Source organism: Filomicrobium sp. (assembly GCF_025698805.1).
In the GTDB taxonomy this organism is placed as follows: domain Bacteria; phylum Pseudomonadota; class Alphaproteobacteria; order Rhizobiales; family Hyphomicrobiaceae; genus Filomicrobium; species Filomicrobium insigne.
Genome location: NZ_JAILWT010000008.1, coordinates 131,236 through 154,005 on the forward strand (window position 1 = coordinate 131,236; position 22,770 = coordinate 154,005).

General features: G+C 56.1%; 18 protein-coding genes and 1 pseudogene. 12 read left to right on the top strand and 7 right to left on the bottom strand.

The window, feature by feature from the left end; all coding sequences use genetic code 11:
* The first annotated feature begins 30 nt into the window (after positions 1-30).
* Together K5845_RS18170 and K5845_RS18175 are read left to right on the top strand one after the other, a co-directional pair.
* Entirely contained in the window at positions 31-2,976 is a 2,946-nt protein-coding gene (locus tag K5845_RS18170; protein WP_287959624.1) for an FAD-binding and (Fe-S)-binding domain-containing protein, read from the top strand.
* A 13-nt stretch (positions 2,977-2,989) separates the two neighbouring features.
* On the top strand, positions 2,990-3,664 hold the full coding sequence (locus tag K5845_RS18175) for a GntR family transcriptional regulator (protein ID WP_046479351.1): 675 nt from the start codon (positions 2,990-2,992) through the stop codon (positions 3,662-3,664).
* Positions 3,665-3,708: 44 nt separating this feature from the next.
* On the opposite strand, the gene K5845_RS18180 is transcribed toward K5845_RS18175, so the two are convergent.
* The 5 genes from K5845_RS18180 to K5845_RS18200 form a co-directional block, all read right to left on the bottom strand.
* On the bottom strand, positions 3,709-4,041 hold the full coding sequence (locus K5845_RS18180; RefSeq protein ID WP_052744041.1) for a c-type cytochrome: 333 nt from the start codon (positions 4,039-4,041) through the stop codon (positions 3,709-3,711).
* Positions 4,042-4,071: 30 nt separating this feature from the next.
* Complete coding sequence (locus tag K5845_RS18185; RefSeq protein ID WP_287959625.1) at positions 4,072-5,853, bottom strand: phosphate ABC transporter substrate-binding/OmpA family protein; 1,782 nt, start codon at positions 5,851-5,853, stop codon at positions 4,072-4,074.
* A 28-nt stretch (positions 5,854-5,881) separates the two neighbouring features.
* Positions 5,882-7,180, bottom strand: coding sequence for an NAD(P)/FAD-dependent oxidoreductase (locus K5845_RS18190; RefSeq protein ID WP_046479349.1), 1,299 nt, complete (start codon positions 7,178-7,180; stop codon positions 5,882-5,884).
* Positions 7,181-7,631: 451 nt separating this feature from the next.
* Positions 7,632-7,997 (bottom strand): hypothetical protein, encoded by a 366-nt coding sequence (locus tag K5845_RS18195; protein ID WP_139165323.1) that lies wholly within the window; start codon positions 7,995-7,997, stop codon positions 7,632-7,634.
* A gap of 376 nt (positions 7,998-8,373) precedes the next feature.
* Entirely contained in the window at positions 8,374-8,871 is a 498-nt protein-coding gene (locus K5845_RS18200) for a cupin domain-containing protein (RefSeq protein WP_287959626.1), read from the bottom strand.
* A gap of 268 nt (positions 8,872-9,139) precedes the next feature.
* On the opposite strand from K5845_RS18200, the gene K5845_RS18205 reads away from it, so the two are divergent.
* The 3 genes from K5845_RS18205 (at position 9,140) to K5845_RS18215 (ending at position 12,506) form a co-directional block, all read left to right on the top strand.
* Positions 9,140-9,703 (top strand): sigma-70 family RNA polymerase sigma factor, encoded by a 564-nt coding sequence (locus tag K5845_RS18205; RefSeq protein WP_046479347.1) that lies wholly within the window; start codon positions 9,140-9,142, stop codon positions 9,701-9,703.
* Positions 9,700-10,404 carry an anti-sigma factor gene (locus K5845_RS18210; RefSeq protein ID WP_287959627.1) on the top strand — a complete coding sequence of 235 codons (705 nt, stop codon included), beginning with the start codon at positions 9,700-9,702 and terminating at the stop codon, positions 10,402-10,404. The genes K5845_RS18205 and K5845_RS18210 overlap by 4 nt, the downstream gene beginning before the upstream one ends.
* A gap of 527 nt (positions 10,405-10,931) precedes the next feature.
* The gene (locus K5845_RS18215) at positions 10,932-12,506 is read left to right on the top strand and encodes a S8 family serine peptidase (protein WP_287959628.1); all 1,575 of its coding nucleotides are present in this window, start codon (positions 10,932-10,934) and stop codon (positions 12,504-12,506) included.
* A gap of 328 nt (positions 12,507-12,834) precedes the next feature.
* On the opposite strand, the gene K5845_RS18220 is transcribed toward K5845_RS18215, so the two are convergent.
* Positions 12,835-13,812: a hypothetical protein gene (locus K5845_RS18220; protein WP_287959629.1), complete on the bottom strand. Its 978-nt coding sequence runs from the start codon at positions 13,810-13,812 to the stop codon at positions 12,835-12,837.
* A 186-nt stretch (positions 13,813-13,998) separates the two neighbouring features.
* Here K5845_RS18220 and K5845_RS18225 point away from each other — a divergent pair, with 186 nt between their 5' ends.
* The 5 genes from K5845_RS18225 to gmd all read left to right on the top strand — a co-directional run bounded on the left by K5845_RS18225 (position 13,999) and on the right by gmd (position 20,468).
* Complete coding sequence (locus K5845_RS18225) at positions 13,999-14,388, top strand: RidA family protein (RefSeq protein ID WP_046479345.1); 390 nt, start codon at positions 13,999-14,001, stop codon at positions 14,386-14,388.
* 63 nt (positions 14,389-14,451) lie between these two features.
* A complete protein-coding gene (locus K5845_RS18230) occupies positions 14,452-14,847 on the top strand; it encodes a DUF6165 family protein (protein WP_046479344.1) in 396 nt (131 codons plus the stop codon).
* A 156-nt stretch (positions 14,848-15,003) separates the two neighbouring features.
* Complete coding sequence (locus K5845_RS18235) at positions 15,004-15,957, top strand: GDP-L-fucose synthase family protein (RefSeq protein ID WP_287959630.1); 954 nt, start codon at positions 15,004-15,006, stop codon at positions 15,955-15,957.
* A 162-nt stretch (positions 15,958-16,119) separates the two neighbouring features.
* The gene (locus tag K5845_RS18240; protein ID WP_287959631.1) at positions 16,120-19,266 is read left to right on the top strand and encodes an FkbM family methyltransferase; all 3,147 of its coding nucleotides are present in this window, start codon (positions 16,120-16,122) and stop codon (positions 19,264-19,266) included.
* A 128-nt stretch (positions 19,267-19,394) separates the two neighbouring features.
* The gene (gene gmd, locus K5845_RS18245) at positions 19,395-20,468 is read left to right on the top strand and encodes a GDP-mannose 4,6-dehydratase (RefSeq protein WP_090228353.1); all 1,074 of its coding nucleotides are present in this window, start codon (positions 19,395-19,397) and stop codon (positions 20,466-20,468) included.
* A 72-nt stretch (positions 20,469-20,540) separates the two neighbouring features.
* Here gmd and K5845_RS18250 read toward each other — a convergent pair whose 3' ends face one another.
* Positions 20,541-21,425 carry a glycosyltransferase gene (locus K5845_RS18250; protein ID WP_287959632.1) on the bottom strand — a complete coding sequence of 295 codons (885 nt, stop codon included), beginning with the start codon at positions 21,423-21,425 and terminating at the stop codon, positions 20,541-20,543.
* A 140-nt stretch (positions 21,426-21,565) separates the two neighbouring features.
* Between K5845_RS18250 and cysQ the strand changes: the two genes are divergently transcribed.
* Both cysQ and K5845_RS21240 read left to right on the top strand, forming a co-directional pair.
* Positions 21,566-22,411: a 3'(2'),5'-bisphosphate nucleotidase CysQ gene (gene cysQ / locus K5845_RS18255; protein WP_046479340.1), complete on the top strand. Its 846-nt coding sequence runs from the start codon at positions 21,566-21,568 to the stop codon at positions 22,409-22,411.
* 132 nt (positions 22,412-22,543) lie between these two features.
* Positions 22,544-22,759 (top strand): annotated as a pseudogene (locus K5845_RS21240) (class I SAM-dependent methyltransferase); the annotation flags it as partial.
* Positions 22,760-22,770: the final 11 nt, after the last annotated feature.

Consider the following 22,770-nt stretch of genomic DNA (forward strand, 5'->3'; position numbering starts at 1 on the left):
CCCCCACAAACAGCAGCAAAGCCGGTGGCCATGTCGAGAACGCATCAACCCGATACTGAAGGCCTTGAACGGCAGCTGAGCCGGGCGATAGAGGGCGAGATCCTATTCGACAAGTTTAGCCGCGGCCGATACGCGACCGACGCATCGATCTACCAGATGATGCCGCTTGGGGTCGTCATCCCCCGTACGATTGCCGACGTTGAAGCGACATTGGCGATTGCACGAGAAGCCGGTGTACCGGTCCTTCCCCGTGGCGGCGGCACCTCCCAAAGCGGTCAGACGGTCAATGAAGCAATCGTCATCGATCTTTCGAAACACCTGAACAAGTTGATCGAAGTCGATCCCGAAGCACGCACAGCCGTCGTCGAACCCGGGCTCGTTCTCGATACACTCAACGATCACCTGAAGCCGCATGGCCTCTGGTATCCCGTCGATGTCTCGACATCCTCACGCTGCACACTCGGCGGCATGACCGCAAATAATTCATGTGGCGCGCGATCCATCCGTTACGGAACGTCACGCGACAACGTTTTGGCAATTGATGCCATCCTGGCGAACGGCCGTCGAGCCCGCTTCGCTCAGGTCGAAACAAACCTGCAAGGTCTCAACGAAGCCGACCCCAACCGCGAGCTTTTCCGCGATTTGTTGGCCCTTGGCTCGCGCGAAGCCGAAGAAATTCGTCTCCGCTTTCCTGACATTATTCGCCGCGTCGGTGGCTATAACGTCGATGCTCTCCTTCCCAACGCGAAGGGCAATAACCTCGCGCACCTGCTCGTCGGGTCGGAAGGCACGCTCGCCCTTAGCGAACGTATTACGTTGAAATTGTCGCCCATCCTGAGCTCGAAGGTTCTGGGTGTCTGCCATTTCCCGACGTTTTACGAGGCAATGGACGCAACCCAGCACCTCGTCAAACTCGATCCGACCGCCGTCGAGTTGGTGGACAGCAATATGATCGAGCTTGGCCGCAAGATCGCGATGTTCAAGCCAATCGTTGATGCCTTCGTGCGCGGAGAGCCCGCCGCGCTGCTCATCGTGGAGTTTGCGGAGCCGGATCAGAACGAGAACCTCAAACGCCTGGACGCCTTGGAAGATCTGATGGCGGATCTTGGCTTCCGTTGGGGCGATCCCGGCAAGAAGGACGGCGGTGTTGTCCGAGCTATCGACCCCGAGTTCCAAAAGCAAATTATTGAGGTCCGCAAGCAGGGCCTCAACATCATGATGTCGATGAAGAGCGAAGGAAAACCCGTCTCCTTCGTCGAAGACTGCGCTGTCGAACTCAAAGACCTAGCCGAGTATACCGACCGCCTCACCGGCATCTTCCGCAAACACGACACGGACGGAACCTGGTATGCCCACGCGTCCGTGGGCACCCTTCACGTCCGCCCGGTCCTGAACCTCAAGTTGGACACCGGCGTCAAACAAATGCGCGCCATCGCCGAGGAAGCATTCGAGCTTGTCCGCAGCTATCGCGGCTCCCACTCCGGCGAGCACGGTGACGGGATCGTTCGCTCTGAGTTTCACCGCACCATGTTCGGCGAACGCATGGTTGAGAACTTCAATTGGGTAAAGGATCGGATGGACCCTGACGGGCTTCTCAACCCCGGAAAAATCGTCCGTCCACCGCGCATGGATGATCGCAATCTTCTACGCTACGCTCCCGAATACAACGTCCCGGAGATACAATCCGCATTCACTTGGTCCGGCCACTACGGATCGGGTCGCGGTTTTCAGGGCGCGGTGGAGATGTGCAATAACAATGGCGCCTGTCGCAAACTCAAAGACGGTGTCATGTGTCCGTCCTATCGCGTAACGCGCAACGAACGCGATCTCGTGCGCGGACGCGCCAATTCCCTCCGCTTGGCCATATCCGGCCAACTTGGTCCGAACGCACTCACCAGCGACGCCATGGCAGAAACCATGAAGCTGTGCGTCTCCTGCAAGGCCTGCCGCCGTGAATGCCCAACGGGCGTTGACATGGCCAAGATGAAAATCGACGTGTCCGCTGCAAGAGCAAAGCGGCATGGCCTTTCCCTCCGCGACCGCATGGTCGCGTATCTGCCGCACTATGCGCAGAAAGCATCTCGCGCAGCAGGCCTGTTGAACTTGCGCGATCGTATCCCTGGTGCCGCCTGGATCTCTGAGCGAGTTGTGGGCATGAGCGCCGCCCGACCCTTACCGCAATGGCGCACGGACGTATTTGAGCCGGACGAATATGAAACCTCGCCGGCCGACGCGGATGTTCTGCTCTTCGCGGACACCTTCAACCGATACTTCGAGCCCGACAATCTTCGCGCCGCCGAAGCCGTCCTGAAACGTGCCGGGTTTCAAGTTGCGCACGCGACCCCGCTCACAGGCTCACGCCCGCTGTGCTGCGGGCGGACGTTCCTATCGGCAGGCCTCACGGACCAAGCAGCAGAGGAAATGCGACGTACGATCGAAGTCATCAAACCCATCCTTGAACGGGGAGGCTACGTCGTAGGCCTCGAACCGTCTTGCCTACTCACATTCCGCGACGAAGCCCCAGCACTTTTGGGCGCAGAGTGGAATGAGGAACTAGGAGCACGGGTCTTGCTGTTTGAGGAATTCATCGCGCGCAAGCACGCCGAGGGGTCTTTCGAACTGAAACTCTCCTCCTTGCCGGTGTCGCGTGCCCTTCTCCATGGCCACTGCCACCAAAAAGCATTCAACGTGGTATCACCGGTTCAGCAAACGCTTAAGCTTATCCCCGATCTCGAAGTTGAACTAATTCAAACGTCCTGCTGCGGCATGGCTGGGGCCTTCGGATATCAAGCCGAAACCTACGAGATTTCGCGCGCAATGGGCGAATTGAGTTTGATGCCGCGCATTCGCGAAGCACCAACAGACGCCATAGTCGTGGCAGATGGCACCTCATGTCGTCATCAGATTGTCGATATGACGGGCCGTGAAGCTGTCCACGTCGCGCAAGTCCTATATTCTGCCTCCAATAACGTTTGAAGGAAGAAGGTTCATGAGTACGGTTCTCGGTGCTCCCATTGAACGGCGCCCGCTTCACGAGGAGCTGGCTGACCAGCTGCGCCGTCTGATCATCGAAGGGGATCTGCGACCGGGAGAGAAGATCTCCGAAAAGCTTCTCTGCGACCAGTTCGCCGTATCGCGCACGCCGCTGCGCGAAGCGTTGAAAATTCTTATGACCGAAGGCCTGGTTCTCCTGACTCCCAATCGGGGAGCCTCAGTCACCGAACTCACCATCGACGACCTCGAAGAACTATTTCCCATTATTGGCGCATTGGAAGCTCTTTCCGGCGAGCTGGCCTGCCAGAGCATCACAGACGAGGAAATTGAATCTGCTCGCGACCTGCAAGCAGAAATGGTTGAATGCTACAAGAGGGGCGATCTACATCGCTATTTCGAAGTCAATGAAGCGGTTCACAGTCTCATTGTGCGTGCGTCTCGAAATACAACGTTGGCTCAGATGATGCGGAATGCATCTGGACGCATACGTCGCGCACGCTACATGGCAAATCTGTCGAAGGACCGTTGGACCGCAGCCGTCGCAGAGCATGAAGCAATTCTCTCCGCTCTAAGCAAACGTGACGCCTCACGCCTCGGCCCCCTGCTCAAGACTCACATCGCAAATAAGTTTGCCGCATTACGCGAAGCGCTGCTCCGGGATCAACAGTAGCCCACTTAGACGCCGGCATCCTTACGAAAAGACTGAACGAGGACTTACTTGTTATCTTTCAGGGAACTGAAATAAACAGCCAACGCCTCGATCTGTTGATTATCTAGCGTTGACGCAACCGAAACCATGATTGGGTTGGCGCGGAGCCCGGTCCGGTACAGTTGCAGGGCTTTGACAAATTCCTCCCTGGACAAATCAACGATCGCAGGAACACCCACGTCTTTTCCGTCCAGCCGATGGCAGGTCAAACACTCCTGAGAAAGCTGATGCCCGTACCGTTTGAGATCCGCCTCACTCAAGCCATCGACGGCGAGGACGCCGAACGGCAGAAAAGCCGCGAACGCGACCAAACCAACTATGAAGCAAGAGCGGATCATTGATCACCCATTTCCGCAGTCTAACACCGATTAATACAGCCAGATCTCAACACGCCGATTAAGCTCCGCCCCGCCCGGGTTTACTTCGCATGCGATCGGAAACATAGGCCCTAAAGCCAATATCTTCTCTGCCTTAATACCATGTTGCGACAAGAGAGACTGGATGCTCCGGGCTCGCGCGCTTGAAACCGCGATATTCTGATCGAGAGTTCCAATCGCATCCGAAAATCCAACCACAGCAATCCGGCGTTTTTCCCCATCCCGGTCATCGAGAAAAGTCTTCAACCCATCGACCTTCTTCTCGGAACCGTCCATCGGCGTGACGCTACCGCTTGCAAAACCGAAGACCGTTGAGACACGCTCAATAGCATCTTGCTTGTTCGCCGCGTTTGTTGCGCTGGTCCCGGCACCAACCTCAGTATTAATGCTCAAACCGGGACTGCGTACCGCAACGACGCGGTCGTTAGGCAGCCCACGGCTCTTGAGAAAGCTTTGCGTCAGGTCGGCTTTTAAAAAATTCCGAAACTCTTTCGTCTGCGAGTTTGCATCGGGCAGGCTATAAACAGCATACGTGTCCGACAACGGATAAGAGTGAAGCTTCAAGGTGAACTCATCGGGCGCGCGCGCCGTCCCGCACTGATCGACGATCTTTAGCGCCTTGGTATTACCCACGCTCGCAGCTTCCGTAAGACCTATCGCCGTTGGATCGGTGCTGACGATTTCCGCCAATTCCGACAGCGTATCCACCTGATACGCAGACAGCATCAAGTCGCCGCCCTTCAAAACGGTGCGTTTGGCTATGCTCTTGAGCCCGGAATGCTGAGCCAATGAGTGCACGCGAATACGCCGATGTGGACCTCCCAGTTGTGACCAGTCGGTAATCTTCCCGCTGAAAATTCCAGAGACCTGATCGTAAGAGAGCTTTTCAATGGGATTATCGGCATTGACGATTACGACTGCGCCTGACGGTCCCAAACGCGTCAACTCTATCGCAATTTTTGCGGGGGCCGCTTCCTGCGAACCAACAGCAGCAGGCCGTGAACGGATCACGCCCTCAGGAACCTTTGCAGCGACCGCGGCCAGCTCTTCTGTCGTTAGCTCCGCTGAAAGAATCGCAATATCGGAATTGCCAGCCAACACAGCTGCCACGGCTGAAATCGGATCATCGGCCTGTAGCTCGATACGCAGACCTTCTCGTTCCCCCGAGAATCCGACGTTATAAATACGCGAGCCATCCGCTTGACGTGGAGACCACTTCCCAGTCTGACCGCTCGCCTTAGCGTAAAACTGCAAGATCTCCGGCACGACGCGCTCCACTCCCTCCGCAGTCGCCCGAATTCGCAGTGTCCCGCTGAGTTTCGCAACGCTTGGCTCGGCAATCTTGGGTTCGGAAGCTTCCTGCCAGGCTAACGCGATCTTCGTAACTTCGCTGACGGGAACCTGAACGGTCCCTGTCGCCGTGGCCACGGTGTAATATCCGTCTTGGAATTGAACGATCTGTCCCGCTACCGGCTGACCGGAACTCTTCTCCAAAGTAAATGCCGGAACGACATTATCCCCACTCGGACGATCGCCAGTTCTTGCTGCGGTGAGTTCGACGAGACTAAGCCCAGAGACGTCCTCAACTTTGATCCGCTTTAAGGTCTCGCCGACCTGAAAGTCGTAATATCCATCGTGGAAATCGACGATATCGCCGACCACTTCCACGCCTGATGTCAGCGTGGCACGGAACGATCCTGCATGGGCGGACAGCGCGGACAAGCTGAGCAAAAGGCACGCAGCGATACTTGCAGGTATCCGGAAAGGCATCATGACAAACCCTTGCAAAAGCCTCGTGCGATCAGCTCGCCGCGAACATGTCGATCGTGATGGCCGAATACCAGCCCTCGGACTCCTTGAAGTTCCGCGCCCGGACGCTGGCCGGTTCCGCCGGTTCTGATACGAACGGCCCCGCAGCCACCAAGCCGGGAGCGCCGGCGAGCTCACCAACAGAATAACTCGCTCCAACCTTGACGCTGTCGTTTTGTGCCAACAGAGACCAGCAGGTATTGCGCAGGCGCGAAGGCAGAGGTTTCAACCCGTTGAGTTCCGCCACCAGTGTGTTGGCGACGTACTTTGCTTGGCTATTGGCGGAAAATGCTGACTTCGGCATCTGTGCGGCGTTTGAAGAATCGCCGATCACATAGACGTCCTTGACCTTGGTGGATGCAAAGCTTTCTGGAGACACAGGGCACCACCGCCCCTCGACACAACCGGCACGCCAGGCAATTCCGCCCGCGCGTTGCGGCGGGATAACATTGCCGACGTCGGCCTTGAACTGCTGTCCGGACTTCACTGTCATGGTCTTGGTCCGAGGATCGACCTTCACGACCTCAAAACTGTCGATCTGATCGGTCAGATTGACCTCGATCATGCCCTTGTAGTGGGTCTCAAAAGCCTCTTGGAAAACGGGTTGCTTTGCAAAACTCGTCTTCGCGTCCAACAGCACGATTTTAGAGCGAGGTTTGTTGGTCTTGAGGTAATGCGCAATCATGCAGATGCGCTCATAGGGCCCCGGCGGACACCGATAAGGATTGGCTGGCGCTGCGATCACAACAACCCCGCCATCCTCCATCGCTTCGAGCTGTGATTTCAGCAGCCTTGTTTGATCCCCACCACGCCACGCATGCGGCATCACCTGCGTCGCCTCAGCGTCGTACCCTTCGATTGCTTCCAGATCGATATCTATGCCTGGAGAAAGAACCAACTTGTCATAAGAGACGCGTGTGCCGCCCATCATCGTCACGACGCGTGCGCTGGTATCCACGTCCACGGCAACATCCTGGATAAGATTGATACCGATGCTGCGGAGTTGGTCGTAGGAATGCGTAAGGGACTCGAGCGTGCGGAAACCGCCATAATAAAGATTGGAATAAAAGCAGCTCGTATAGGTCGGACTGCGCTCAACGAGAGTCACGTTAGCATTGGGAGCACCAACCTTAACGTACTTCGCGAGAGTTGCCCCACCCGCGCCACCGCCAACGACAACGATCCGTGCAGCACCCTGAGCGTAAGCCGGACTGGGAAACGAGCTGAAAGCGGGTGACACCGCGAGAGCACCAAGCCCCTGCACCAGCCTTCTTCGGCTCAATTGCGTCATATCCGGCATCCTCTCAAAGCTTGCATTCTGTCACCGTCGGCTGATGTCGCAGATATCGCTGCATCCGTACAGCCATCCTCACGGTTCTGAGATCTCACCCAAAACCGTCTGCCAAAAGTTGTCTCATTGTGAAGCTTCACAGAAAGAAGCCCCGCGCAGATACGCGATCTGGAGAGCTGACTGTGGGTTGGCTGCACACCAGAAAGCCAGAGCTTTTGTCCAAGCGGCAAGGCCCCCCGCTTCCTAAAGGCATTGCGGGCAAGATCGCACACTGCCGGGCAAAGCCGCCGGAGAATCCACCCACGACATTCCGGAAAAGAAGCCTCGGAAGCCCCCAACACAGTCACCGACCCCCAAACACCTGGGACGCAAAAGCACAAGGCAGCTCTCACGGGAACCTGCTTGGCCTCGCGAATGAGCTGCTCAGATTGAGCTAAGCACTGAAACCTTTTTAAGGCGGAATTGCAGATTGTCGAGGGGAGCGCGTTATAGCTTTTGCCTGTCCCTCTACCTTCCTCGGAGGCGCATCCATCCAAAAAATCTGACCCGGACCGTTTCGTAGCACGGCATAGACGAGTTCACCTGGGTCTACGAGCGCCTCATCAGGAAGCTTGAAGCCGCCGCGCAAGAGGATCTCCCCAGCGAACTCCGAGCAATAGTAGACGCCATCACGACGCGGAGGCAGGAAGAAGATACGCCGCCAAACGGACATCCAGTCGTACCCGGTGGTCCCGAGTTGGGGCCAGACGAACCGATTGACGTCGGCGTTCCAATTAATGCGTGTCGGGATGTACCAGCATGCACCGGCACTCGACATAAGCCGCATCCCGACCCCGTGCCCACTGCGGGCCTCTAATAGAAAGAGCCGCGGCCGGGCCCCTCCTGCACTGAGCCACATTGCTATACCCACGTGGGCATAGCGGCTGCTGCTCCAGACACGAACCATCCGTCCGGAGAAAGTGTGACTCTCAAAGGCAATCAGGTCACCTGACCGGACGTGAGGACGAAGATCTTTGTAGCACAGAGAAGGAGTCGACATTCCGATCGTCCAAGGAATCACTGGGCCAAATCGGAACGAGCCTACGCAAAAGCCACACGTCCACCAAGCAACATGCGCATCTGTCCCCCACAATTCGACGCGCCCTGAAAATTCCTTTGCAGGGTGTCACCTAGAGGACAGCCGAAATGCAAAACTATTGGGACGGCGGCCCAGCCTTCCGCGAAAGAGCCTTCCCTTCTGCTCCCATATAGACCGCCAGGATGCGGACATCGCTATCGCCGCCATTGCGCCCATCATGCGCGATATCGATGGCCTCCATGAACCCGATGCCCGAACGATAGGTCCGCACGCCGTTCTCACCGTAGTCCACGGTCAACTCCCCCTCCAGTATATACGCGAACAAAGGCACCCCATGGCTGTGCCAGCCTGTCGATGCGCCAACGGGCACCGTAATGACGGCAGCCGTAACCTTCGCTGTTCCGGTGGGATACGAGATCGGCTCGCCCAGGATCGTTTCGGAAGTTGAAATCAATGTATCGACGCTCGGCTGCAGAGACTTTCGGGCATCGGCAATTCCAGCGCCCATAAACGCTCCGACTAACAACGTCAGCCCGATCCCGGCAGCGACACCCGCTACGAAATGTGCGCTGCGGCGAAGGCGGCAACCTCTATTTCTTGAAGTCACAGACATTTCCACCCTCCATATTTGCAGCGTCACAGAAAGGCTTGGCCCATCGAATCCATGGGTCTGCCCGGCACCGGACATAACGGAACACGCATCGAATTTTAGGTTTGCTTTGATAGGATGTCGTTAAGCGCGTTTTTTCTTTACGGGCCGTCACCTGACATTATGACGGCAAAACTCCCGTTCATGGGTTGTACGCAATTTGCTTTGAACCTTTTCCGCCGCCGATGCGACTACTAATCCGACACGCATCGGGAGATTTTTAGGATGCCAGATGGAGCAGGCAGCTGCAGACCGCGAGTTGGTCGAGCGAATTACGTCCGGCGATCAGACCGCATTGGCGGCCCTGTTCGCGCGCCATCAGGTGCGTGTTTTCCGTTTCATCTCACGAATTACGGGAAGCGACGCCGTGGCTGAAGAACTGGTCAACGAAGTCTTTATGGACGTCTGGAAGCAAGCGAGCCGCTTCGAAGCGCGCTCTGCTGTGTCGACATGGCTCCTATCGATCGCACGGAATAAAGCCTTCAGCGTCATGCGCCGACGCCGCGAGGTCGCGATGGACGACGATGCGGCAACCACTTTGGCAGATGACGCAGATACGCCCGACATAACCGCTCAAAAGAGCAATAAAGCAGATGTCATCCGCGCCTGCATGAACCATCTCAGTGCGGAACACCGCGAAATCATTGACCTCGTATACTACCACGAGATGCCGATAGCCGAGGTCAGCACAATCGTAGGCATTCCCGAGAATACCGTCAAAACGCGCATGTTTCACGCTCGCAAGCGGCTCTCGGTTCTATTGGCGGAGGCCGGTGTCGACCGGGGTTGGCCATGACCGAACATGACGAAAAGATGAGCGAACGCGAAGAAGTCGAGATGCTGTTACCCTGGTACGTCAGCGGCAAACTCGCGCCGAAGGATCAGCGCCGCGTCGAGGACTATCTCAACGCGCATCCCGATATGGCTCATCAGCTCAAACTGATCGAAGATGAAGCGGAAGCCAGCATCACCAGCAACGAAGAAATTTCCGGTGCACCTGCCGGCTCTCTCGATCGTTTACTGGCAGAGGTTGCCGCTTACGAAAAGAAACGCGTCGTAGCAAACATCCCGCGGCGCCTGTTGGCATGGACGGAAAGCCTTGCCAATGACCTGACGGCTCCCAAACTAAGATGGGCGGCTGCAGCAGTCGCCACCGTCGTAGCGATCCAGGCTGTCACGATTGGAGTCTTGCTTGTTGGCGACGGCACCCAGCCACAGTTCAAGACAGCTTCTGGCGACAAGGCGCAACCAGCTGCCACAGGCGTTATCGCGCTGGTGCGTTTCACACCCGAAGCGTCAATAAACGAGATCGGATCTTTGCTGGAAACTTTCGGCGCCAGTATCGTTGCAGGCCCCATGCCCGGCGGCATTTACCGTATTAGGCTATCGGCTGAAAACCTGAGCGATAAAGATGCCATAGCCCTTATAGAGCGCTTTAAGTCGAGCAACAAAATGATTAGCTTTGCGGCAAAGGCGCCAGGAGCGAAAAAGCCATGACGCGCACGCCCACGATACAATCCACACGTTCAAAGGCATGGGAATATATTCCCATGATCGCCGGTGCTTTTTTCACAGCGCTTGGCTCGATCAGCTTGTCCGATCCGGCATTGTCGCAATCCTTTAATAGCAACAAACGCTTTCCGAACATCTCAAACCAAATTCAAAAACACATTCCGGGCCCCAACATAAATAGGCAACGTCTGACCACACCTCAGCGCTTGAATCGCCCAAACCGGGCACGCCGCTTGGACCTTGAACGTAGGCGTCGCGGAGCAACACCAAAGCTTATCGTTCCTGGCGCAAACACAAATCGCCTCGATCCGGCCGAAACCATGCGCCGACGTCTGAACGGCCGGGATGGTCGCGATACCCGTCCTGGCAATCGCGACAGAGGTAGAGGCAGTGGCAGCGGATCCGATGCTGGAAGATCCATCATCTGCCGCAGGGGCGTGATACGCTACGGCCACTGTTACTGCCTCGCGGGCACCATCCGCCGTCGAGTCTCAGGCAACGTGTATACGTGCGTGACCCGGCCGCTTATCCAGCCCCAGGTGCTCGTAACCCCCGATGTCGATCGTGACCGCCCAAGTGGAAGCGATCGCATCGATGTCCATCGCCCGAAGGTGAGCGGCGGCTCTGGATCAGGCAATGGCGGCAATATCCAAAAGGTCGCGCTACCTCCTCTGCCCGCGCCAAATCCGGGTCCCGGTCCCGAATTTCCAGCGGAGCTATTCGATGCGCCGCACGTGCCGGATGAAGTCATCGTATTTTTGTCTCGCGACCTCACCGACAACGACGTCAACTCTCTCGCATCCGACTACGGCCTTAATCCCGTAGAAAGCACGATGATTGAGCTGACCGGCCAACGTCTCCAACGGATGACGATCACTAACGGCCGCGACGTTGCGGAAGTAACGGGCGACATCGCCTCTGACCCGCGCGTCATCTCTGCGCAACCCAACCTGCTCTACAGGATGCGCAATCCAAAGCCGATTGACGGATCACCTGGTCAGAACGATCAAAACGAAAATGCCCCTGATCCCGGTGACGGCTCAAAGGAAGATCCGACGTTGCCCGATAAGACGCCAGGCAACAAAGCGGAAGCTCCCCCGCTCCCCCAACGGCCAAACGCGATTGAACCGGAACCGGCTATAGCCGAAAGCCACTCAAACCCCGCCGCTTCAGACAAAACAGACACCAAGTACAACGTCGCCAGCGGTGCGCCACCATCCAATGGGGCAGCCACGACCGACGAATTACAGTACGCGTTGTCGAAAATTAGTGCCCCAGCCGCCAACCATCTCGCCAGCGGTCGCGATACTCTGGTCGCGGTCATCGACACCGGCATCGAAGAGACTCATCCCGAGCTAGAGGGTGCTGTCGCTGACCGCTTCGACGCCATTGGGGATCGCAAAGGTGCAAAACCCGACCACGGAACCGCTATTGCCGGCATTGTGTCGGCTCATAAGACTGTGCGAGGCGTTGCCCCAGATGCACGCCTGCTAGATGTGCGCGCCTTTTACGTCGACGAAAAGAGCAAGGAGGTCGAGGCCAGCAGCTTCATCCTCGCCAAGAGCGTTGATTGGGCTTTTACGCAAGGTGCCCGTATCTTCAACATGAGCTTCACAGGCCCACATGACCCAACGCTGGAAGAACTCACGACGGAAGGATACAAAAAGGGTGCGATTTTCATCGCCGCTGCTGGTAACGATGGTCCCAAGGCGGCGCCGGCCTACCCTGCCGCCTATCGCAGTGTAATAGCCATCACCGCCACCGACCAGGCAGACCGCATCTATGCGGATGCCAACCGCGGGTCCTACATCACCGCCGCCGCGCCAGGAGTCGACATCCTGGTACTGGCGCCGGAACAGTCGATGAATTTCCTGTCGGGCACATCGATGGCTGCCGCCCACGCCAGTGGCTTGGCCGCGCTCCTCTATCAGCGCAATCCGGCAATATCTCCCGATCGCATCCGCTCTATTCTGAGCAGGACTGCACACGATCTCGGACCTGAAGGTTACGACGAGGAATATGGCGCCGGCCGTATCGACGCTGCCGCCGCGCTTCAGGAAGCCACGCGCAGCAGCAGAAGCGACTAATTATAAAAAAGGGTGTGAACCTTTTCACCCGTTCCATCGACCAAGCACTATCGGCAAAAAATCGCCTGCCGATAGTGCTAACGAGAACGGAGTGTTGAGTTATGCATCCATCAGTGCGGCACAGCCGTAGCTCTCAATCGAAACGGCCACCACGAATTTACATGAGGGCCGGCCGCCGCTCGGAAGAAACCCCACTTTGTCGAGAAAAGGATCGCACCCTATCCCACATCCTCGCCAGTCTGCTGTTGCTCGTGCTCCTGTTTATCGGCCTTCGCGCAACAGCAACGGCAGAACCATCACCATCTGCGAGCAATATAGCCCCAGCGCTTCACATCTCGCGTGCCCAAGCATCGCTATAAAGCGGCAACAGACTTTCAATCGGCACGATTATGTCCCGCTCCAAATCGTAGACTGGGAGATCTTTGATCAGATCGATCTTCGCCGGACCACGCGCAAACGTAAGCGCTCCACTCACGTCGCGTGAATCGCGATGCCGGGCAGGCCATGCCTTGATAGTCTCGATCGAAGAAAGGACGGGTCCAGCAAGATCGCTGCGCACAAAGAACGCATTCACACCCGTCGAGTTGGTGCCGACGAACGCATAGCCACGCTCCTCTGCAAGCGAGATCATAGCTTTGATGGAAGCTCCAAAATATTGGCCCGAATGATGCGCGGAGAGACGTCGGAACGAGGGATCGTACGGAACAGTGATTGAATGATGATCACCCAACACACCGTTGATCTCCGCGATCAGAATCGCCGGATTGACGGAGGCGATCGCCTTCAAAACCCAATAGTCATTTCCATCAATATCGACACTCAAAATACCAAGCTCGCCTGCGAACCCGTTACGAGTGATCAGGTCGTTGATATTTTCAGCCGTGATAAAAGCGCTCTCAGCAACAAGATCATGCTTCCAATGGATCGCTTCTGAACGCACATAATCCATGTGGGCCGAATTGCCATCGAGGACGAGCCCGCGCCAGCCACGGTTCTGCAACAGGAACCTCGTATTGGCCTCTCCAAAATTCTCGACACCAAATTCAACGAACGAACGGTCGATATTGGGCAGTTTGTGGCACAGCCATTCAATAATGCCGTCCTCACCCCACTGAGACGTCACGCGGAATTCAACATCAGCAAGCGTCTTGATCTGCTCGCGCTGGCGAACCTGCATCGCAGCGATCTGCCCATTCAAGAAAAGAGACCTCTCAAGCAGCTCTTTGCTCATAGCAAACGTATGACCATGAGAGGCAAGGATATGGTCAAGCCGCCCCGTCAGGCCGTGAAAAATCTTTCTGAACATGTCCCCCGTATGCTCCCCCACACTCTCTAAATTCACTTACACACTAGTTGGCAAAATGGACGAATACCCCTCTTATCGTGTGTCGTCATAAGGTCGGAAGACCACGGCAAAGGCTCTCAACACAACGACGCACCACATGCATCACCCGCTCGGGTAACATCAACAAGGATCACCAGGTAACTCATCATGGTTCAACGCATTTCCAGTGGCTCTCCTTTTGAACAGACGTTTGGCTATTCTCGCGCCGTCAAGGACAGAGACATGATCTATGTCTCCGGCACAACCGGATACGATTACGCGTCGATGACGATGCCTGATTGCCCTGGGGAGCAGGCCAGAAATGCACTGGAGACAATAGCGAAAGCGCTTGCCGACGCAGGAGCGTCTCTCGCGGATGTCGTGCGCGTGGTCTACTACGTAACCGACGTCGCGCATGTCGATGCCGTTGTTGCAGCGGTTGGGCCCAAGTTTTCCGAAATTAGACCCGCAGCATCAATGGTCATCTGCGGTCTCATCAAGCCTGAGATGAAAGTCGAGATCGAAGTCACGGCCCGGATCGGCGCCGCGCAATCCTAAGTGACTGAAAGGGCTCCGCAACTGTTAGCAGCCAATTCCTGGCCTAACGCACAGAGGGATTTCATGACGGCCAACGTGATTCTGATCCCCGTCGCTCCGGGTGAGTTGATCGACAAGATCACGATCCTGAAGATCAAATCGGAGCGCATAAGCGATTCCGACAAGCTCACGAACGTACGCCGCGAGCTGGAGATATTAAGAGCCGAGCAACACCGGCATATCCCAAACTTACCACAAGTTATGGAGATGCAGACGCGGCTCGAAAACGTAAACGGTCGCATTTGGAATCTGGAAGACACCATCCGGGATTGCGAACGTAACAAGGATTTCGGCGAGCTGTTCCTGGAAACGGCTCGCGCGATCTACCGCACCAACGACGAGCGCGCCGCCATAAAAAAGGAAATAAATCTCCACCTTGGCTCACAGATCGTGGAAGAAAAATCGTACGCGAACTACTGACGCCCCCGACAGCGAGCACATCGGCGCCATCACCATCCCGTGAAACGTGGCGGGATCTTTCACGCGTTATCATTAACGCGACAGCGACATATATGGTGCATCGCAGTTATGATATTGAACCAGCGCCGAGGGATCGGTCGGACTGGGGTAAGGTCGTTGACAAAACTATACAAATTAGCCGGAAAGCGAATTTACGTTGCTGGCCATCGCGGAATGGTCGGCGCGGCCCTGGTGCGCCAATTGCGTAAACTCGGAATGGAGCCTCTGACCACAAGCCGAGACGAGGTCGATCTCCGTAACCAGGCCGACGTCCGCCATTGGTTTGAAGTTCATAAGCCTGACGTCGTGTTTCTAGCGGCTGCAACTGTGGGCGGAATTCTCGCCAATGCCACGCGGCCAGCAGAATTCATTTACGACAATCTTGTCATTGAAACGAACGTGATCGATGCGGCCCACCGCAACGATACCGAACGAGTGATCTTCCTCGGATCGAGTTGCATCTATCCTAAACACGCTCCCCAACCGATCAGCGAAGACAGTCTTCTCACCGGTCCTCTAGAACCAACAAACCAATGGTATGCGATCGCGAAGATTGCCGGCGTAAAGCTGGCCCAGGCGTACCGCGAACAATACGGACGGCACTACATTTCAGTGATGCCGACCAACCTTTACGGCCGCGGTGACAATTTCAATCTGGAAGGCGCGCACGTTATTCCGGCACTCATGCGTAAAGCGCATGAAGCGAAACTCGCTGGTTCAGACAAACTTTCCGTATGGGGCACAGGACAAGTCCGCCGCGAATTCCTGCTTGTTGACGATCTGGCCGACGCGCTCGTGTTTCTTGCCGAGCATTATGACGCCCCCGAACCAATCAACGTCGGCGTAGGCAGTGACATAACGATCAAGGACCTGGCGACACTCATCTGCGACGTCGTCGGCTTCAAAGGCGAACTCGCAACAGACCCCACGAAACCCGACGGCACACCGCGCAAGCTGATGGACGTTAGCCGCATCAACAGCCTCGGCTGGCATGCCCAAACATCATTGGATGTTGGCCTGCGCGATACCTACGACTGGTATTTGCAGAATCTGGGCAAAGTGCGGTCATAAAATATGTGGAACACGCCCTATCTATCTTGAGCCCAGCACAACAACTTGGCAGGGTCATTCTCCTCAGATCATTCAGACGGCTGATTTATACGACGTCAGCATCTGACGCGGTCCCTTGCTCTTCGCGTCCCTTTCAAGCGGACGGGGGAGCATCGACCCACCATGATGGGGGGCACGGCCGAGATGCGTCGTCACAACGGATTGCAGTACTTTGAAGTCAAAGGTTGGCACAAAGACGCGGGCACCCAGATCGCAGTGACGTCCGCCGCAGATATCGTGACGGCGCGGCGTATCATTTCCTCCCAGGTCTCCGCCCTGACCGAACGGTGTCAACAGCTTGATCGCAACTTAAAAAAATCCGGAACATTCGACGCCGAAATTGAAAAGTCGAAGACGCGCCCATCGTTCGATCTGACCATCACGAAAGGAAAAGCGCCCTCCCCCGCCACCTGGCGACCACTCCAAGAAAATAGCCCCCCGCGTCAGGAAAAGGCGCCCCGCGATCAAAGCGTGGTTGATTGGCTCACAACAAACTCGATCGCAGGATCGACTTATCTAACCTGTGGCACGGCAAGCCAGACTCCTTTGTGCGCACAGCTGAAACAACGCGACTTTAAAATAGTTGGCGTTCTATCCGGAGAAGGAAAACGTCAACCAGTTGAATCGGGCCACCCCGACCGCAGCCGCCCGCAAGCCGGTTCTTTAGCTCAATGGTTTGCTGATACGCCAACAACCGCACGAGCTGATATCGCAGGCTATATTCTCGACGCCACCGCCACCACAACAGATCTCAACCTTATTCGACACCGCGTGCTTCCTGGGCAATATGTCTGCACCGAACGCTATTCCAAAGTGGCCGAGGGCTTCGCATCGGACTGGGACGGCCGCATTATCGAATGGCCTCAACACGTCATGTTCCTGGATCCCGGGCCCCGTTATCTCGATCCGCTCTTCATACCCAACGATCGTCTGCACGAAACCAATTGGCCCAAAATTTCGGTCGTAACAGTCAGTTACAATCAGGCTCCCTACCTTGAAGATTGCCTTCGGTCTGTTCTCGACCAAGGCTATCCCAACCTTGAATACATCGTCATCGACGCCGCTTCGTCCGATGGCAGCCAGGAAATCCTGCAGCGCTACGCGCCCCAACTTTCACGCCTCATCATTGAGCCGGACGAAGGCCAATCGCATGGCCTCAACAAGGGGCTTGATCTGGCAACGGGCGATATCCTGACGTGGATCAACAGCGACGACATGCTGGCCCCCGGCGCCCTACGCCGCGCAGCGCTCGCTTTCCTAGACAATCAGCGCGACCTGATCGTCGGTGGATGCGAGCGGATTACCGAAAACAGCGCCGAAGTTACCTCGCTCCATCACCCAGCCTTACCTTATGGACGCGCAGTCCCCCTCGGCTTCTTCGAGCACTTCATGTGGACCAACTCATGGGAGCGCGGCGACTATTTCTACCAGCCGGAAGTTCTGTTCACCGCCGACATCTGGCACAGGTCTGGCGGCTACCTGAAACAGCACCTGTACTGGGCGATGGACTGGGAGCTCTGGATAAGAATGGGGCTCGCTGGCGCGATCATCACTCACATCCCAGACACCATTGGGCGGAGCCGCGAACATGAGGCCCAAAAGACAACCTCGGAACAACGGTATCTCCATCAGCTCAAGAACATCTTGCTTGAACACGACGACGCACTCTCCCAGCTTCAACAAAGTTCAGGGGACTTACCGAAGGGCGAAATTCCAGACTGGATCAATTTCGACCCCATTCACGGCCCAGCACACGTTCCACTTAGCTTGTATCAACGCATTTGGATGTTGCGCGATCCACAAAGACTGCACATCGCAATTCAACATCGCTTACCCGAGCCGGTAAAAACTCAGATCAAGCGATTGTGGCGCCTCCGCCATCCGGAAAATCTGCGCGCCGCAATCAACCATCGCATCCCGCCACGGCTCAGGGATTATCTGCGTGAAAAACGGAAGTCCCTCCGATACGACCTCGGCGGCGTGAGCTTCATCAATCGCGTCCGTCTGAAAGAGTGGACCCGAAGCCGAGAGCTACTGGTCAAAGCGGAACACGATGCGCAAGAGGCTCGGGCGATACGCGCCAAATTGGAAACCGAGATCGCACAACTGCGCTTGCGCTGTACCGAATTGTCGGAGCAGTGCCTGGAATTGAATGACCGGATCGCAAAGTCACTCGACGAAGGGCAGTCCACCGCTGAGGTAATCTCAGAAAGCATAGCCAATTTTGCCACGAAGCTACTGTTCGACCGGACAGCCGATTTGCAATCGCGCCAAACCATTGCGGCATATCTCGCGCACGGGAACACCGTTGAAGATGCTCTGCGAACCGTAGCCATCCAGTGCTATTCTGAACAATCAAAGGCCACCTTCGCCGCGAACCGCCAACTACTTGCACGGCCGGTAGCGATGCCAGAATTGTCCGCCACCGAGCATCAACGAGGCGAGTTCACAATTATTGATGTCGGGGCCGAGCCGCTCACTTTCGAGGCCCACGTGTATGCGGCGCTCCCCAAGTACCGACCATCCCTGATTATCGGTTTCGATCCAACCGACCGAGATGCTCCCAAGGTAGAGACAAGCGAAGACGACAAAGCTCTCCGATGCGAAATTCGCACGTTGCCATACTTCATCGGGGACAGTCATCCGGCAACATTCAATCTTGCACGCATGCAACCAACATCCTCGCTCCTTGAACCAAACCTTACGCTTGCCCGTCGGTTTTCCTTACTCGCCGAGGCATTAGAAATCGTGGAAAGCCGAGCCGTTGAAACACGCCGGCTTGATGATGTCATTGCAGAACAAAATATCGCTGATCGCTGGATTGATTTCGTGAAGATCGACGTCCAAGGCGCAACGCTACCCGTCTTAAAAGGCGCGCGAGAAACTCTGTCGCGAACGTTGATCTGCCACTTGGAGGCTGAGTTCACAGAGATCTATTTGGGAGAAGCGCTTTTCAGCGACATCGACAGATATATGCGCGAGCTGGATTTCGTTCTGATGGACATCGCGACCCTTGGCCGACAGCGCTACAACGCCTTTGATGTCACGGAGGACCGCTTTTTCCACGCCGGCCGTTTGTTGTGGGCAGATTGTGTATATGTCCGCCACCTGGATGATCCGGAAAAACTAACCGACGCCGAGCTTCTCAAGCTCGCCGAAATCGCCCACGTTGTATACGGAAAATACGACGTGGCCGCATTTGCACTCCAAACCGTTTCAAATCGTGCCGAGTCCACCGTCTACGACGACTACACCGCGATATGGAACTGATCCTGAGCGGCAATCGAGCAAGGCATCAGTTGGTATGAACCTTGCTCGATACTCGATTGATGACCTAAGCGAGGGATCGAAAAGTCGTGTCGCAACCTCGGCGACAACCAAAAGAGGGGCTAGGCTTAATGTCTGAACGTCGTGTTGCGTTAATCACCGGTATCACCGGCCAGGATGGCGCATATCTCGCCGAGTTTCTGCTCGACAAAGGCTACGAAGTACACGGCGTGAAACGTCGCTCTTCGCTGATTAACACCTCACGCGTTGACCATCTTTACCAGGATCCACACGTATCTGACGGGCGGTTCCGGCTGCACTACGGCGACCTCACCGACAGTTCCAATTTGATACGATTGATCCAGGAAACCCAACCAACCGAGATTTACAACCTCGCTGCGCAAAGCCATGTCGCAGTGAGTTTCGAAACTCCGGAATACACGGCCAACTCTGACGCGATTGGCACACTGAGGCTGCTCGAGGCTATTCGGATTCTCAAACTGGAAAACGAATGCCGCTTCTATCAGGCCTCCACCTCCGAGCTCTACGGCAAGGTGCTTGAAACCCCCCAACGCGAAACCACCCCCTTCTATCCCCGCTCGCCTTATGCCGCAGCGAAGCTCTACGCTTATTGGGTGACCGTGAACTATCGGGAAGCCTACGGAATGTTCGCAAGCAACGGCATTCTGTTCAATCACGAAGGGCCGACACGCGGTGAAACGTTCGTAACCCGCAAAATCACGCGCGCCGTCGCAGCGATCACCAATGGCAGGCAGGATCGCCTTTACCTTGGCAATCTCGACGCCAAACGCGACTGGGGCTTTGCCCGCGATTACGTAGAAGGCATGTGGATGATCCTGCAGCACGAAAAGCCGGACGATTTCGTCCTGGCTACAGGCGAAACACGTTCCGTGCGCGAATTCGTGGAAGCGGCGTTCGCCGTTGTCGGAACCCAAATTGAGTGGCGCGGCAAAGGCGTCGACGAGACGGGCGTGAATAGCAAGACGGGCGAAACACTCATCTCTATCGACCCGCGCTACTACCGCCCGACGGAAGTCGACTTGCTTTTGGGCGACGCGACGAAGGCCCGGGAAGTCCTGGGATGGGAACCGCAGACCTCATTTGAGGAACTGGTGGAGATGATGGTCAAGTCGGATCTGGTCGCCGACAACTACACACCATCAATGGTTCAGGGACAGCATTGAGACACGAATTGGAGCCCGCTCAAGACGGGCGCCAACTTCCCCGGCATATCGGTCCTCCAGCGCTTCGAAGGATCAATAACCCGCGAGCTTGCCGCGCCACTGCAACCAGCGCGCGAGCGCCATAGGCAAGCGGGCACAATCCTCCAGGGACAATGTATGCTTGTCTCGTTGACCGGCATTACCGCTTCGCGTCCCAGAACGAAGTTGCTTTGCGCGTAATAGAGACAACGCCTGCGCCACAGTCCGGCGTTGTTGCGCGCTGAGAACCGGCGTCTTCAAGATAGTCCCCAACACCTCGATATCCGACCGCCATATCCGATCACGCGCATCGCGATCCCCCGCGAGCGTGAGTGACCCGGCATGTGTGCGATAGTGATAGGTGGGCACTCTCACACCCATCCCCCTCACCCCCTTTAGAAGGACGCGAACAAGAAATTCGCGATCCGCACCAACGCCAAGATCCGTGCGGAACGGACCAACCATGTGGAAGACGGAGGCCCGAAACAAACGCGCGTTGATCGCCGGAATTCCAAACGCTAGTCCCGGAAGCGACAACTTCGTTTGTGAGTAGATGACGCCGGAATCGTCGAACACGGGGCCACACGATACGCCCCCCATGATCATGTCAGCACTTTTGTGAAGGTCGAGTGCATTAAACAACTTCGACAAACCGAAGCCATGCAGAACATCATCCGAATTTAAAAGCGCAACATATTCAGCCTTGGCTTCGCCAATCGCACGGTTGAGACCGTCATAAAGTCCTCGATCGGTCCCATCTAAGATACGTACAAATGGATAATCCGCCGCAATTGAACGCGTCGCGTCGTCAGAACCGCCGTCCGCGATCACCACTTCAAAGTTCACATTGACCAGTGCTCTCGGCACGCTATCCAGCGCCTTTGCAATAAAGCGCTCCGCATTTAGCGTCGGCATAACGAGACTGATCTGAGGTCGCATGCGTGTCTCTCGTCCGCGGGAACAGCTTGCGTAAGGTTGGGCTAAGCCATTATGTCTACAGACACTATCTTTTCGTCTCTCAATCCAAACGCCCAAGGATAGGTCCACCTCGGGCCACCAACTTCAAAGAACAGCTGATCATGTCTGAAAGCTTTGTCGGGCTTGCCGAAGCTCTCTTGCCATCTGTACTCGCAGCCGGCGCAAAAACAATGCACTACTTCCGCACCGGCGTCGAAACCGAGACCAAGGCTGATGGCTCGCCCGTCACACTGGCCGATCAGGCGGCAGAAGAAATACTGCTTGAAGGACTAAGTCGAGCTGCACCCGGCGTTCCTGTCGTGGCAGAGGAATCGATGTCTGCGGGGAAGGTGCCAAACCTCGAAGATACATTCTTTCTGGTTGACCCTCTTGATGGCACACGCGAGTTCATCAACCGGCGTAACGAATTCACGATCAACATAGGACTGATCAGAGACAAACGTCCCATATTCGGCATCATCTTTGCCCCAGCCCTATCGCAACTCTATCTGACCCTGGCTGATGATCATGCCATATCCGCCCCGCTCGATCCTGATGCCGAAACATGCTCCCTGCAGGGTCTTAACGCCGATCGCATGCGGACCAGCGCGCTCAACGCTGAGAGCGGAATGACAATCGTCGCCAGTCGCTCGCATGGGTCTGAAGCTCTGGAAAATTGGCTGGCCGATGTTGACGTCGCGGGCCGCGCCAATATCGGGTCCTCACTCAAATTCTGCTTGGTCGCAGCAGGCAAGGCCGACGTCTATCCGCGCTTCGGACCAACGATGGAATGGGACACCGCAGCAGGCCACGCTATCGCGACAGCCGCCGGCGGCGTGGTAACGCAAACAGACGGATCACCATTTCTGTACGGCAAGCTCGAAAAAGGCTTTTTGAATCCCAGCTTCATCGTCTGGAACAGCGAAGGCAATCCTCTGCTCTCGCGCGTTCGAGACGGTAAGAGATAGCACCAGCGCATCGCAATCGCGGCAAGACCCAACCCAAACTCCTTTACTTGAAAGGTGACTCACTACGAAATATACTGCATACTGAGAAAGGCGGTCGCGACGACTGCCGGACGTGCATAGGTCGGGGGAACAATGCACATCAGACACAAGAAGACCTGTCGCGTCTGTAAATCCCCCTCGCTCAAACCTGTAATCGATCTACAGCCGCAATATTTACAAGGCTCATTCGTCAAGGCTGGGACACTATCGCCGCCCTTGCGAAAAATCCCTACGTCTCTTGTTCGCTGCGACGTATCTGCGGAAGAAGGCGCTTGCGGACTTTTGCAGCTCCAGCATTCAATCCCCCCAGAAATACTGTA